This is a genomic window from Tateyamaria sp., from assembly GCF_059783535.1.
This window is the reverse complement of sequence record NZ_JBYNDP010000039.1, coordinates 17,325-31,286: the sequence shown is the minus strand read 5'-3', so window position 1 is coordinate 31,286 and position 13,962 is coordinate 17,325. Positions and strand designations below refer to the sequence as shown.

Annotated in this window: 9 protein-coding genes and 1 pseudogene; 6 read left to right on the top strand and 4 right to left on the bottom strand. The window is 58.5% G+C overall.

Annotated elements, in window-relative coordinates:
* A pseudogene (locus AC6RA8_RS09905) lies at positions 1-717 on the top strand (hypothetical protein); the annotation flags it as partial.
* On the opposite strand, the gene AC6RA8_RS09900 reads toward AC6RA8_RS09905, so the two are convergent.
* The 3 genes from AC6RA8_RS09900 to AC6RA8_RS09890 form a co-directional block, all read right to left on the bottom strand.
* Complete coding sequence (locus AC6RA8_RS09900; RefSeq protein WP_500352453.1) at positions 697-1,707, bottom strand: glycosyltransferase family 2 protein; 1,011 nt, start codon at positions 1,705-1,707, stop codon at positions 697-699. The pseudogene AC6RA8_RS09905 and the gene AC6RA8_RS09900 overlap by 21 nt on opposite strands.
* A gap of 153 nt (positions 1,708-1,860) precedes the next feature.
* The gene (locus tag AC6RA8_RS09895; protein WP_500352452.1) at positions 1,861-2,109 is read right to left on the bottom strand and encodes a hypothetical protein; all 249 of its coding nucleotides are present in this window, start codon (positions 2,107-2,109) and stop codon (positions 1,861-1,863) included.
* A gap of 173 nt (positions 2,110-2,282) precedes the next feature.
* A complete protein-coding gene (locus AC6RA8_RS09890) occupies positions 2,283-5,396 on the bottom strand; it encodes a glycosyltransferase (protein WP_500352451.1) in 3,114 nt (1,037 codons plus the stop codon).
* A gap of 440 nt (positions 5,397-5,836) precedes the next feature.
* Between AC6RA8_RS09890 and AC6RA8_RS09885 the strand changes: the two genes are divergently transcribed.
* From AC6RA8_RS09885 to AC6RA8_RS09870, 4 genes are all read left to right on the top strand, one after another.
* A complete protein-coding gene (locus AC6RA8_RS09885) occupies positions 5,837-7,348 on the top strand; it encodes a lipopolysaccharide biosynthesis protein (RefSeq protein WP_500352449.1) in 1,512 nt (503 codons plus the stop codon).
* Position 7,349: 1 nt separating this feature from the next.
* A complete protein-coding gene (locus AC6RA8_RS09880) occupies positions 7,350-8,660 on the top strand; it encodes a polysaccharide pyruvyl transferase family protein (RefSeq protein ID WP_500352448.1) in 1,311 nt (436 codons plus the stop codon).
* Positions 8,661-8,736: 76 nt separating this feature from the next.
* Positions 8,737-9,846: a glycosyltransferase gene (locus AC6RA8_RS09875; protein ID WP_500352446.1), complete on the top strand. Its 1,110-nt coding sequence runs from the start codon at positions 8,737-8,739 to the stop codon at positions 9,844-9,846.
* The gene (locus AC6RA8_RS09870; RefSeq protein WP_500352445.1) at positions 9,843-11,039 is read left to right on the top strand and encodes a glycosyltransferase; all 1,197 of its coding nucleotides are present in this window, start codon (positions 9,843-9,845) and stop codon (positions 11,037-11,039) included. The genes AC6RA8_RS09875 and AC6RA8_RS09870 overlap by 4 nt, the downstream gene beginning before the upstream one ends.
* Before the next feature lie 1,082 nt (positions 11,040-12,121).
* Here the strand turns inward: AC6RA8_RS09870 and AC6RA8_RS09865 are convergent.
* Complete coding sequence (locus AC6RA8_RS09865; RefSeq protein WP_500352444.1) at positions 12,122-13,012, bottom strand: SRPBCC family protein; 891 nt, start codon at positions 13,010-13,012, stop codon at positions 12,122-12,124.
* A gap of 113 nt (positions 13,013-13,125) precedes the next feature.
* On the opposite strand from AC6RA8_RS09865, the gene AC6RA8_RS09860 reads away from it, so the two are divergent.
* On the top strand, positions 13,126-13,923 hold the full coding sequence (locus AC6RA8_RS09860) for a helix-turn-helix domain-containing protein (protein WP_500352442.1): 798 nt from the start codon (positions 13,126-13,128) through the stop codon (positions 13,921-13,923).
* Positions 13,924-13,962: the final 39 nt, after the last annotated feature.

Here is a 13,962-nt window from a genome sequence, read left to right as displayed (position 1 = left end):
GAAGACTTCGACCTCTACGCCCGGCTACTACTGGCAGATGCCAGATTTCTGGTCATACCGGCGCCGCTCTATCTCTATCGACAGCACGGAGAATCGATATCCAACCGCCTGTCGGTGCCTGTTCTGCTTGGTCTTCTGAAAGCGCATCAGCGATTGGCAGCCGACGCGGACAGACTTCATACCAATACCCCCGATCTGCAGCAGGCTCTGCACGCACGTAGGGCGGCACTGGATCGTGCGCTTCGGTATCAAAGGCTTGTCGACGCGATCAAGGCGCGCAAGGTATTTGGCGCTGCGGGTCGGGTCCTCCGCGATCCAATGCTTATCGGCGATCTTGCAACCAGTCTTTTGGATCGGCAAAGGCGCAAGCGGTCGCAGGGCAAAGTCGAGCAACGTGCATGTCCACAAACGATTGTGCTCGCCGAAACTGATATGGTTGAGCAGATCCCAGCGTCCCCTGATGCGTTGCGCATCCCAGTTGCCGCGCAAGACGATGCCAAACAAGACTGGATCAAGGATCGGGCGTTGGCCAGCCGCCTTGCACGGCTCGCAAGCGCAGGCCAATCCGATATCGTCGCTGAAGGTGCCGCGGGTCTGGACGCCCTTGGTTACGTCCCGCTTTGGAAGTCAGCTCGCGTACGGCTTGATCGTGAAAGCGCTGAGCGTGCAACTGTCCCGCCCGGCGTCGAGGTCGCACTATTGGTGGACCGCAACTGACCGCTGTCCTGCTGTCGGCAAGAGCAACCTCACATCAGTGGCCGGAGCCGCATCACCAGCCATTGCAGTCAATCCGAGTTTGTCCGACAAGACTTGGCTTGCAATTGGCCAGATCCGGTTGCTGGCACCAAACAGGTAGCGCAAGGCGGCCCAAGCCCCCTTTTCGCGGCGCAGATCCAGAAACACACGGTGGTCCCGTTTGCGCCGAACCTCATCACGATGCGCCTGCATGGCTTGAGTGAGATCGGGAGACAACCCATCCATTTGCAAATGAGCAACCAGCCGATCATGCATTTCAGAAAGCTCTGCCGTACCGTGCTGTGCGCTGAGCGAGGTATTTCTTACCGCGGCAGCATATCCCGGGCGACGTGTGAATCTCAGCCGCGCGCCAGCAAGCAACGCACGTAGATAGAGGTCGTAGTCCTCTCCGAGCCGCAGGCGGGTATCATAGCGCAGACCCTGACGGTTCAGAAACTTGCGTGACATCACGGGCTTGAGAAAACCCAGCTCACCTCTGGCGACATTCTTCCTGCGCAGGTTCCCGAGGACGAACTGCGTGATACCCAGCGTCTGGAAATCGGGTGTGATGTCAGGCCATGTCCGATCCATCAGCCCACCGATCCTGTCGGTGGTGACGAAAGCAATATTGTCCGCCAGCATCTCAGCGTCGTCACAGGCCAAGAGGCGGCTGAGCCTTCCCGGAAGGAACACATCATCGGCGTCCAGAATTGCAACAAAGTCGGCAGTGGCAGCGTCCAGGGCCAGGTTGCGCGCCGCCGCTGGCCCTTGATTGACTTCCGCTGTGAGAAGCCGGACGCGTGCGTCGGCCTTGGCCTGTTCAAGTGCGACGGCAGCGGTCGAATCCAGCGACTTGTCGTCTACCACAATGACCTCACGAGTCTCGGGTTGGGACAACGCGGATCGGATAGCCCGTGCAAGCGTTTCTTGCGCATTATACGCGGCAATGATGACCGTTACGCTTTGCTGCATAGGCCCTCTGTCTGATAATCTTGGAGCAACGCCCATCGGGACGCGATAAAACAGTAGTCTACGCTTGAACCATGTCCATGACAGATAAAGGGCGTTGGTGAGCAACAGGCATCTAACCGCCGCTGATGATGGCAAGATTGGCAGTTTGCCGCGTTAGAGATCGCTTTCTGAAGATGCGTGTTTCGAGGATGCTTTTCGAGTCACTTTGCCGCTCTGCGAGACCTCATGCTTTCGTTCCGCCACACGCAGCGCGATCAACCCAAGATAGGCCAACTGCACCGCCACGATGACCGCAATCACAAACAAAACGAGGGTAATGGCTTTGAATCCAGCCAGGATACCCAGAACTGTCGCAGCGAGGCCCGAAACAAGGAGAGTTATCAAAAAAACTGATATTCGCATCAACGCTCCAGATGCTGAATTTGCGACACGGTTGAGGCACAGCCATCAATCGTTTCGTGTTTTTGACGAACAGAGGTTTCCAACCAATTACATTTTGCCGGCTCTCGCGCAAGAAGATTACCGGCCACCCCACTTGAGGCATGTCAGCTAAAGCAGTTGATCGCCTTCCGCCTTCAATTTGACGGTAGCCCGTCGCGGTCGCGCTGTGTGTGACCGTAGATCGCGACTGTGCGCAAACCCAGCAAGGATGACATCGTCCCAAGATGCAATGCGCCCCGCAGCAGGTTGGCGTTTCGATATCTGTTGAAGGGCAAAGTCATAAGGGCAAGCATGGCGCAATACGCGACCTTTGCACCCGCCAACGGCAAGGCCACCCATCCCTTCGTCGGATCATCGGCTTTGCGCAGCAGACTGCCATGGGTCTGACCCATCCTAAAGCGGCGTCGGAACAACCAAAAGAACGTCATCCGCGATGCCGGTACAGTCTCGTCGACATAGGCCAGGGGCGCAAAGGCGAGTCGCGCACCGGCACGCATAGCATCTGCAAAGAAAGCTGTGTCTTCGCCACCCGAGACCCCGCGGTCGAGATCAAAGCGGCGCCCAGTCAACGCGGGATGTCCGAGATCCATCAGAACATTGCAACTGTGCCCGGCGATGGGCCGACCATCGGGCCCAAGTTCGGGCTGGGTGTCGTGAATCCGAAGGTGCCGCATCCACTCCGGTGCCTCAACGGCATAAACCGCGCGGGTTGGCCCAACCACAACGTCGGCCTCTCCGGTCGACAGCTGCTCAAACAGTTTGGCCAGCCACTTCGGATGCGCCAATTCATCGTCGTCGATGAACGCGCAGATTTGCAGGCCTTGACGGTCAATCTCATCCAGTATGGCGTTTCGCGCGATCGAGATGTTGCCCGACGGCGCGTGCACATAGGTGATCAGGTGCCTTGTCTGCTTCGAGAACGCGGCAACGGCCTCCTTCGCGCTTGGCGTGATGTCATTATCGGCAACGATGATGGACAACTTCATGCTGTCGGGTAATGCCTGCGCGTCAAGAGAGGTAAGTGTCTCAATCAAAGAGGGACGCTGGAAGGTGCAAATGCCCACAGCAACAGTAACGTCGAGTAGGGCACCAGCACCTGGCACCTCCATGATCGGCTCCGGCGGGTGCGGCGTTGCTTTGGGTACCAGCAGCTGCCGCCAGAAACCCAACGACCAGGAAAAATGCATGATCATGGCGATGGGCGCTGCCGCCAGAGCAAGTGGATCACGGCGCGCATAGGCCAATCCGAACGCGCCGATCAGACAAGCCGCAACCCAAATCAAAGCGGGCAGCGCGAATACAGGAACCGCGAAGGCCAGAGCGGAGGCCGCGACCGCAGGTGCGACGGCGACCATCACCATCTGCCGCAGCCGTGGCTTCAGGCGATGTTTCAGTACCGTGCGGGCACGACCGCTGCCGAAGTTGAGATACTGCCGCGCCAGCGCAGAAATAGTCTTTCGCGGCATGTAGTCCAACCGCGTCCGTGACGTGAGCCATATCTTGTAGCCCGCCTTGGTCAGGCGCATGTCCAGCTCTGCATCCTCATTGTGCGAGAAACTCTCATCATAGCCGCCGACCGTGCGGAAAGCCGCGAGCTGCATCAAGGCATGATGCCCGTGATCAACAAACGCGCCAGAGCCAGCGTTTCGGTGCGCCGACCCGCCATTGCCCAGACGCGCGTTCTGAGTCAGAGCGATGGCGCGCTGCAACGGTTTGCTTCCGGTCGCATGCATGGCGACAACGACGCTTTGCGCACCGATGCGCTCGGCCTCCTCAAGAAGCACATCTACGTAGTCCTGGGGATAGGCCGCGTGGGCGTCGAGACGAACAAGCCAGCGCATGTCTTCGCCAAACGCTTCGCAAGCGCGGTTGACGCCTGCGCTTTGCAAGCGGGCCGCGTTGTGCAGCACATGAATATCGAACTGCGACAGGGCGGCAATCTTATCCGTCACGATATCGACGGTCCCGTCTGTAGAACCACCATCAGCGATGACAAGGCGGGTCAGAGCCTCGCAACTCAGACGCCGGTCGAAAAAAGGTTTGAGTCCGTCAATGACGCCTGCGATATGCGCGGCTTCGTTCAGCGTCGGTATGACGATGAGAACGCCGCCGCGATCAAGACCTGTCGGTGTTTCCACCGTGGCCTCGCTGGTCGGGTCGATTTCCTCCACCAGTGCACGCGCCTCGACTTCACCGACGCGCCAGGTTTCCGATGGGATGGACCGCTGCCGCTCCCGAAGGCCAGCAAGTTGTTCGTCGTCCATCGCATCCAATGCTCCTATGACAGCCGCCTCACTGGCCTCGGGAAGTATCAGGCCGATTTCCAGAGCGCGGAGCCGCGTCGCGATCTCGGTTCCTTCGAGCGCGATTGCAGGCACTTGGTTCAGACCGCTTTCATAAAGCCGGTTCGGTAACAGCCAATCCGAATTGCGTCCCGCGTCGTATCGGTCGACCAACCATGCCAAATCGACCTCGCCATAAATCTGGCTCAGATCGTCGGGATATCGATAGGGCCCTTCAAAAACGAGGTCAGAATTTCGCGCCACAACATCATGGAAGTCCGTCAGCTCGTCGAGCGCCGGACGACCACGCAACACGACCCGATACCGCCCCGGAGTTGCGCGGGTCAACGCATCTAGGCATCGCAGCGAAAACGCACATCTGAGAATACCGAACCAACCAATGGAAACGGGCTCAGCAGGCGAGAGCGGTGGGCGCGGCGGGACGATTGGCATGTCCCCGAGGTCTTGGGTCATGACCTTGTTTTCGACCAACAAGGACGGAACCCCCGGGCGATGATGCACGTCGAAATGCTCCCGCAAGAAACCGGGTGACGACACGATCAGCTTATCGACATCCCGACACAGGCGACGTTCCAGCCATCGCAGGCCGCGCGCTGCCCACCCAGACCCCACCATGAGCCGGTGGATATCAAGGACTTCGTAGATCAACGTCGCGCGATGCGCGCTCGGCGAAATTCTCTGCAGTGGAACGGCCAGGGCCAGCATCTCAAGATTTCTGCAAACAAGGATGTCGTAAGATCCAATACCAGCAAGGTTTCGCTTCAATCTCAAACGTTGTCGCAGCACTTCGAGCGCGCGTTGACCCATTCTGGCATTGTGAGTCCGCCCCAGCACCAGCGCGTCCCCGGGCAACGCGCCCTCACCGCGCCGAAAACCGGCAAGCGTCACCTGCGCACCGCCCAAGCGCAACATCTCGACCCGTCGCCAAATGGCTGCGTCGCTCAAGTCGTGCGCCAGATACAAGATCCGAGGCCCGCGATCCGACGAATGGTCTCGTGCACTGCTTTGGGCTACAACACCCGTCTTTTTCATTCTGCCACCTAGCGCTAGCGGAGCGTTTTCGGAGTACCCATGGTGCGTGGAACAAGTCAAAGGGGGTCCCCAGAGGGGGCGAAGGCCAGCCGATTCCCTGCCCCACTATGAGCAAGAAAACGAGCATCGCAGGATAATCCGGCCACCCTGGCGTCAACACATCAGCGTTGCTGATTTGAGAGGCGGCTGGACGGGTATGAGCCTAGATTTCATGCGGGATCTTGCTCTTGCTAACCGCTGGCGGGCGGGAAGCTGCTGAAAGGAATGCTGCAACTGCAAAAGCGCGGGTATCCAGCGGCGTACTGTGATCAGGTCAAACCAACGGCACAGAGCCGGTTCATTTGAGACACGGCATGGCACAACACCCGCCTGAGACAATTGTCGAAACCGCAAAACAGAGCAGCTACGGTAGCACCGTCGCACGCGGCACGTTCCATACGGCGCTCAGCCAAGGGGTCACCGTAGGGTGTCAGATCGGATCGGTGATTGTCCTATCCCGACTACTGACCCCTCGGGACATCGGTCTTATTGCAATGATCGGCCCAATAATCGCGTTCCTTTCGATGTTCAGGGACATGGGTCTTTTGCAAGCGGTCATTCAGCGGCGCAGCCTGACATATGGACAACTGAATGCGCTTTTCTGGATCAACATGAGCTTGAGCGTCGCGCTGACGGTGTTCCTGATGCTCATGGCACCGCTCGTGGCACAGTTCTACAATGAACCGGACCTGACATGGCTTATCCGGGCGCTGGCACTCAACATGGTTATCACGGCCCTGGGTGCCCAGCACTTTGCCCTTTTGAACCGCCAAATGGCGTTTGGCCGCATCGCGATAAACGCCGGTGTTGTTGCGATGACGACCCTGTCGGTCTCGATCTGCTGGGCCCTTTTTGATCCCAGCCCTTGGGCATTGGTTGCCGGCACGATTGCAGGCGGGCTTACCGGCGCGGTCATGGTGTGGTTCTGGATGCCCTGGACCCCGTCCCGCCCGGCACTCGCCGAAGGCACCAGAGATTTGGTCGGCTTCGGTGCAGGCGTAACCGGCTTCAAGCTGGCAAATTTCTTCTCACGCAACCTCGACAGCATCCTGATCGGACGGGTTTGGGGCGGAGCGGCTCTCGGTCTTTACGACCGGGCCTACAAGCTGCTGCTGTTTCCCCTGAACCGCGTCGCACAGCCGCTGTCGCAGGTCATGGTGCCCGTTCTGTCCCGACTGCAAGACGAACCACAGCGCTATGCCCGCATGTTTTTCCGTGTCTTCGGATTGATGCAACTCGCCGTTCTGCCCGCTGTCGCCGCCCTGACCGCAATGGCGGATACGGCAGTCCCGTTTCTTCTGGGCGCGCAATGGGCGGAAAGCGCGCCGATCTTCGCTGCTCTGGGGATCGCGGGTCTGTCACAGGCTTTGGCAAATCCGACAGGATGGTTGTTCATCAGCCAGGGGCGGACCACCGAGATGGCTTGGTGGGGGCTCACATCAGCGCTGATCAGTTGCGCAGTCTTTGTGTGGAGCGTGCAGTACGGCGTGGTACAGATGGCTTCAGCCTATGCGGCGGCCAGCATGGCCAAGCTGATCCCGCTCTGGATCCTGATCTGCCGCAAGGGACCGGTCGGGTTTGACAGCATCCGCAACCGCATTGCCCCGCTCTTCTGTGCGGCCATGCTGACATATGTGGCGATGCTGTTCATTCAGGACATGTTGCCCGAGACTGCTGTGCTGCGGCTTCTGAGCGGCACAGCACTTTGCTACGCCATGTTTGCGGGTCTCTTGGCGCTCACCACCTTCGGTCGTGAAGTTCTTGCCGAAGTGCGCGGCCTCTCCACCATGGCACAGCGCATACGTGCCGAGAAAGGCGCGATCTGACATGCGTATCATCGTCGAGAACTGTGTTTTTATGAACGGTGGCGACAGTGCGATCGGCATTGCCCTGCGCGAAATCTTGACCGAGAGCTTCCCGGATGCAGAGCTTAGGTTTGCCGACTCCGGCATGCCAAGCATCGCGCGCTACTATCCAGACATCGACTTCATCCCGTTGCCATCTTTTCTCATGGACCGCGCTCCGTCCATTCGACTCGCGGCCAAACTGTTTGGGAAATACCGGCGCTATCTTGTCGTGCGAAAGCTCTACATGTCGGCGTCCGTGACCCTGACGCGGATCCTGACGTCAGTGGGGTTGCCGCTGCCGACACCCGTGATGCGCGCCATCCAACCCTATCTCGATGCCGACTTCGTTCTCACCACCGGCGGTACCTATCTGCTCAGCAAATACGACTATGGTCGGCGTATCGTGGAGTTTCACAAGGATTTCCAACTGGGCAAACCGGTCGCCGCATTCACCCAGTCCTTCGAGGCTTTTGCCGATGACTTTCGATCACGGCATCTGGCGCCGCAATTGGACAAGATGGAACTGATCCTCGTGCGTCACGACACATCAAAAGCGCATGTGCACGCCCTACTCGGGCGTTCGGATCATGTCACAACGGTAAGCGACTCCGTTTTTGCCCTTTGGACATCCGGCCCGACGTCTACAGCAGAACGACGCGAGCGTTGCGGCCGCAAAAAAGATGATCGTCTGCGCATCGCCGTGGCGGTTCGCAAGCTCAAGTTTTACGGCGCGCGCGACACCGAGACTGGTGCTGAGCAGTTCAAGCAGTCCACTCTTGCGGCTGTCACCGCCCTGGTCCGCGACAAGGGGGCCGAAATCACCTTCATATCGACCTGTCAGGGCATCCCCGAATACTGGACGGACGATTCCGCAGTTGCCGCCGAATTCGTTGCCGAGCTACCATCAGATGTTGCCGCCCATGTCAGCGTGAACCGCGATTTTCACACACCACACGAGCTGATCCAAGTCTTGCAGACCTTTGACGGCCTGATTGCCTGCAGGCTGCATATGGCAATTCTGTCGATTTGCGCGAATACCCCGGTCTTGCCGATATCCTACGAACCGAAATTCGAGGAAACCTTCGAAGAACTGGGTTTGCCGGAACTCGTGACCCCAATCGGAGAAATCGAGCCGGCTTCGTTTACCAACCGGGTGCTGGACTGGCTCGACTCCCTTGACGAGGTCGCGGCCAAACAGGAAGAGGCCGCTCCGCGGCTTCAGGCATCCGCCAAATCCGCTGGCGCAGCGCTCAAGCGCGCGCTGGCCGAGCGCGGGGTGGGTCTGGGATGACTTGGAAAGACTGCTACAGACTGCCCTCCAATTGCCATTCACGGGTCGGCGCGACCCGCACAACATAGGAGTCGTCATGCGTATTCTCTTTGCTGGTGGAAACGGATGGCTGCCGGAAGCCAGCGGTGGCACACAGAACAGCACCGATCACCTCATTCGACAGAGCATGGCGGACGGCCACAGCGCCGCCGTCTACTGCGGGTTTTCCGGGCGCGGCGTGTTCGGGTTCCGCATGAAGGTCCAGCGCAAGATCACGGGCAGGCCGTTCAGCGTCGACCGGACGCAAGGCTACGAAGTCATGCGCACATGGGAGCCGTTGGACCCGGTGCGGATCGAAGCTGCCGTGGCGAGGTTCAGGCCCGATGTCGTGGTGATCCAGACCCGGCGGTCGGCAGCACTTGGGCATGCTTTTGCAGCCTTGGGCATACCTGTCGTTCTTTATCTGCGGAACGTGGAATTTGAAGAAAACGACGGCGATGTCAGCACCATTCCAGGCGCGCATTTCATCGCCAATTCCAATTTCACAGCGCGGTCATATCGCGACGCCTACGGCATTGACTGCACGGTGATCACCCCAACCATAGATTTTGAGAAATATCGCTGCGATACCACGCGCGAGTTCGTGACACTGATCAATATCCACCCCAAAAAGGGCTACGAGATAGCGCGGGACATGGCCCGCGCCTGCCCCGACATCCCCTTCCTGTTCGTCGAAGCCTGGACGCTCTGGGATGAGCAGTTCAAGCAAATCATGACTGAAATCGACGCCCTTCCGAACGTCACATTCATGCGCCGAACCTCCGACATGTCCAAAGTCTACGGGCGAACAAAGATCCTTCTTGCGCCAAGCCAATGGGAAGAGGCGTGGGGCCGGGTCGCGTCCGAAGCACATTGCAGCGGCATTCCCGTGATCGGCTCCGACCGGGGCGGTCTGCCCCAGGCGATCGGGCCGGGCGGTGTGGTCTTGCCACATGATGCACCGATTGAAGATTGGGTATCAGCGCTTCGAGAACTCTGGTCCGACACGAACGCCTACACCACTCTGTCCGAACGGGCGGTAACTTATGCGCGCCGACCCGAGCTGGATTTCGAGGAGCAGTACAGGACATTCATCCAAACACTCGAGACAGCCCTGCCGGAACAGCCGATTCCGGACGAAGCGGTAGGCTTCGGAGCCATGTCTTGAAGATCAGCTTCTGCGTCTCGAGCTTTCCGGCGCTGTCGCAGACTTTCGTGACCTCGCAGGTGCTTCATGCCGTGCGCAGCGGGCATGATGTGACCGTGATCTGCAAAGCTATGGAAGCAGACACGCTCTTGTCGCCCGAGGATCAGGCGTTGCTTCGACGGGTGCGTATCGTGATCTGGCCGTCTCCAAAGACAAATTTTTTGGAACGTCTTCCGACTGCGCTTCGTGATCGGCTCGTGGCGCGGCTGGATCGGGACGCTTGGCGCCGCCAGGTCGACGCCGATGTCGTCATCGCTCACTTCGGCTATCGAGGGGCGGCGGTGGCAAGGGCACAGCGCGGATGGCGACAGCGACGGCCATTGGTAACCGTCTTTCACGGTCGAGATGTCAGTGTCGAGCTGCGCCGAGACCGCATGGCGCGCTACCAGGACCTCTTTGCCGAAGGGGATCTGCATCTGACGGTCAACACGCCCTTCGCGAAACAGCTGATCTCTTGCGGCGCCCCCGCCCCGCGCGTTGAAAGCCATCACCTCGGGATTCCTGTTTCGCGGTATCAGTTCTCGATCCCCGACCGCGATGGCGCATTGCAGTTTCTCAGTGTCTGCAGACTGGTTGAAAAGAAGGGCCTTGATGTTGCCATTGACGCACTTGCTCTTCTGCACAACCGCCATCCCGAGATTAATTGGCGTTATGACATTGGCGGCGAAGGCCCCCTGGCGGCAGCACTGAAAGCTCAGGTCGCGTTGGCAGGGCTCGAGAGCCGTGTGAGTTTTGTGGGGGCTCTGCCCCATGAAGAGGTGTTGCAACGCATGTCGCAGGCCGATGCGTTGCTGGCGCCGAGTGTTACCGCAGCTGATGGCGATCAGGAGGGTATCCCCGTGACGCTGATGGAAGCGATGGCGCTTGGCACACCGGTCTGCACCACCCGCCACTCTGGAATACCGGAGCTTGTTTCACACGGCGAGACCGGCCTGCTCTCGGACGAGAGGGATGTGGAAGGGTTTTGCGCCAATATCATTTCACTTGTTCAAACACCACAGAACGCTGCCAAGATGGCCATAGCGGCGCGGCGAAAGGTTGAGAGTGAGTTCAACGAAGATCGACAAAATACACGTCTTCTAGAACGATGCGAGATGCTCATGGCTGTGCCCCGCGACGCCGTGATCAAGATGTCAGGACACGCCGTCAGGTAATTTGGAAAACCAAGGTCCAGTGCACAAGGCAAGCGCTTTCACTTTGTGATATCAGTTTGCGTGCCGGTCTGGCGTCGCAGGTTGTAAAGCTTCAAGTGGCAGTTGTTTCGTCATTTTAGAGTCATACGATAGGTTCGATGCGACCGCTGGAAACTAGGTGGATTCCGAAAGCCTGGCAAATGTATCGATTCCGCGCTTGTACTTTGCCGCATTGCATCATGACGCGGCATCGGTTGAACTGGGATCTCCGCGTACAAACCAAGGGGCCGTTTGATGCAGCGTGACTTACTCGACCGTAGCGGTAGTCGCTTTGAAATGATGTACGCGGACTGCTGCAGCGATGATTGCATGTGCCTTGCGCAGCACGCAGCCGGACTTGTCATTGGCGCTCCGCTCGGTCCATGGCCACTTGTGCGGACTTTCTACCATTCGCCACTCTTGGAGACGTCGGGGGTATAAACTTGCAAAAGACGCGCTACGGATTGGAGATAAGCCGATGCGAAGATTTCGCGCAGTTGAAGACTGGGTGGCAGCATACGAAGACCCAATTGTACTAAAGGTCGGCGAAGAGTTTTGGTTGTCAGGCAAGAGCGACAATTGGGATGGACATGTTTGGCTTTGGGCAAAAAAAACCAATCTGGCAAGGAAGGTTGGATACCAGACATCTTGGTACGGAGAGTTGCCGAAAAGACCTTCGCCAACGCTGACTTTTTGGCGATGGAGCTGACTTGTCGCAACGGCGAGGTTTTGGACGCCAGCCGTGAGCTGAACGGATGGGTGCTGTGCAAAGCGGCGAGCGGCTTAAGTGGCTGGGTGCCGGCTCGGAACCTTCAAGAACTATAGGCACTGCCCGGGGCGCTAGGATTATGTTTTGGCTCAAACCTGACTTTGGGTTTCGTTCTGATCTGACCCAGCCTGAAGTCCACATAAGGGTCGTTGAGCTATGGCCAGTTGGCGGATGAAGCGGTCGTTCGCTGTGGCTGCGCCAAGTTTGGCTGGCGGTCCTGCTCGCAGTTGCGAACAGCGTGAAGTGGGCTCTGGTAAGCCCGGTGGCGGTGCGCGCCTCTACTTTGCGCCGCAAGCTAGCTTCGCGCCTCACGTTCCATCCGGGCGGCCCATCCATCTGCCAGATCGGCAAGAACGACTTTGAATTGCTGTCTGGCGGCGAGCTTGAACAAGGTTTGAACCAAGGCGTTCCCTTTTGGCGTCGCCTTGATATCAATTGTGAACTTTGCCCCGTCGCCGTTGTGCGCAACCGACCATGCGCCGTGCAGGTCCGATATGGGATAAGGGTAGTCGTCGGCCTCTGTGTGCACCCGGAAGCCAAACACGTGTCCTTCCTCATACAGATTGCAGGTTTCCAGCCAGTTTTCGCCCTTGGGCCCGTAGCAGACACGCTGCATGCCCATGCCGTCACCCTTTACGACCTCAACTTTTGAGAGATTGTCGGCGACATCCGCATAGCCCGGATGGTCACTCATCACTTTCCAAACAATATCCACTGGCGCCTCGACCGCTCGGCTCACTTTGGCGCGGATTTGCCCGCCGGAGGTTGTGACCGATGCGTCGCTCAGACCGGGAACGATATTGCGCGCGCCGACCAACTGTCCAATGGCGAATACGGCCACGATACCGGCAACCAGAACGATCGCAACCTTGCCAAAGGCCGTAAAAAACGCACCAAAGACGATCAACACGACTGCGCTGGCCAAAACCCATCCAAAGTCCAGCACGGAAATGAAAACGACCTGCCCTTTTGTCAGAAACCGGTTTCTTGTCATCAACAACAGACACATCCCAAAGAGCGCGAGACCTATGCCCAATGCACGCAACGAAATGATGTGCCAGCCGGAGGGTTGGGCAAACAGAAGTTCGGCGGCATGGACCGGTGCAATCAGCAAGTCGGCACCTATAAGAATTGAGACTATCGCGTTGAGTCCGAGGAAGGTGCGGGCCGTCTTTGAGGTGTCCATGGTACGATCTCTCTCGTCAGTGGGTGTGCGCTGACAAACCTGAACATTGTGCAAGGCAGTTCAATTACGTTGCAGGTAATCGACCTGCCTGTCTGCCTCTGGCATGCTTGGGTATGAGCCATGATCAGACCATAAGCGCACCGGCATTTCCGGGTTTCCTGAAGAGCTGGCGACACCGGCGCAGATTGAGCCAGCTTGAGCTGTCATTGCAGTCTGGAATGTCACAGCGGCACATCAGTTTCCTCGAAACCGGGAGATCCAATCCAAGCCGCTTTGCCATCGCGCAACTTGCCGACACGCTTGAGATGCCTGCGGCCGAGGTCGACGCGATGCTTTTGTCTGCCGGTTTTGCAGCGCGGTCGTCGCGGAACGGTTGGGATGATGACGCGCAGAAAGCCGTAGACATGTCGATTGATCACGTCCTGCAAGGTCATGCCCCTTACCCGGCGGTGTCGATTGACCGGATTTGGAACCTGGTCAAAGCCAATGAGCCAGCCCAGAGGTTCTTTGCGCTTATCGGGGGGCGGGGCGATCCCAATCTTCTGAGAGAAATACTGGCGCCGGGCAACGTCCGCGATTGCATCGTGAACTGGGATGAGACAGCGCGCGCGCTCTTGCGGATGCTGGAACTGGAAGCGGCGCGCCGTCCTCATGACACGGAGGCCCATGCCTTGCAGGCCGAGCTTAGGGCCATCGAAGGGGTGCAACCGCTGCTGGATACCCCGGCGACACGACCAAATGCGCCTGTGCTCACGATCAAGTTTCAGATCGGCGGGGAGGTTTTGGAGCTGTTTTCACTCATTGCCACAATTGGCATGAGTGCCGATGCGACCCTGGATGACCTTCGTATCGAAACCTTGCTACCGGCCAATGATGCGACCCGAGCGTGGTTCGAGAAGGCTTTTGGATGATGGTTTTTGTGAGCTGAGCGCAAAGCTGCCAGTCTGCGC

Coding starts and splice junctions, on each gene's coding strand:
- AC6RA8_RS09900 (WP_500352453.1), bottom strand. CDS start 1,707: ATGCAGCAAAGCGTAACGGTCATCATTGCCGCGTATAATGCGCAAGAA.
- AC6RA8_RS09895 (WP_500352452.1), bottom strand. CDS start 2,109: ATGCGAATATCAGTTTTTTTGATAACTCTCCTTGTTTCGGGCCTCGCT.
- AC6RA8_RS09885 (WP_500352449.1), top strand. CDS start 5,837: ATGGCACAACACCCGCCTGAGACAATTGTCGAAACCGCAAAACAGAGC.
- AC6RA8_RS09880 (WP_500352448.1), top strand. CDS start 7,350: ATGCGTATCATCGTCGAGAACTGTGTTTTTATGAACGGTGGCGACAGT.
- AC6RA8_RS09875 (WP_500352446.1), top strand. CDS start 8,737: ATGCGTATTCTCTTTGCTGGTGGAAACGGATGGCTGCCGGAAGCCAGC.
- AC6RA8_RS09865 (WP_500352444.1), bottom strand. CDS start 13,012: ATGGACACCTCAAAGACGGCCCGCACCTTCCTCGGACTCAACGCGATA.
- AC6RA8_RS09860 (WP_500352442.1), top strand. CDS start 13,126: ATGAGCCATGATCAGACCATAAGCGCACCGGCATTTCCGGGTTTCCTG.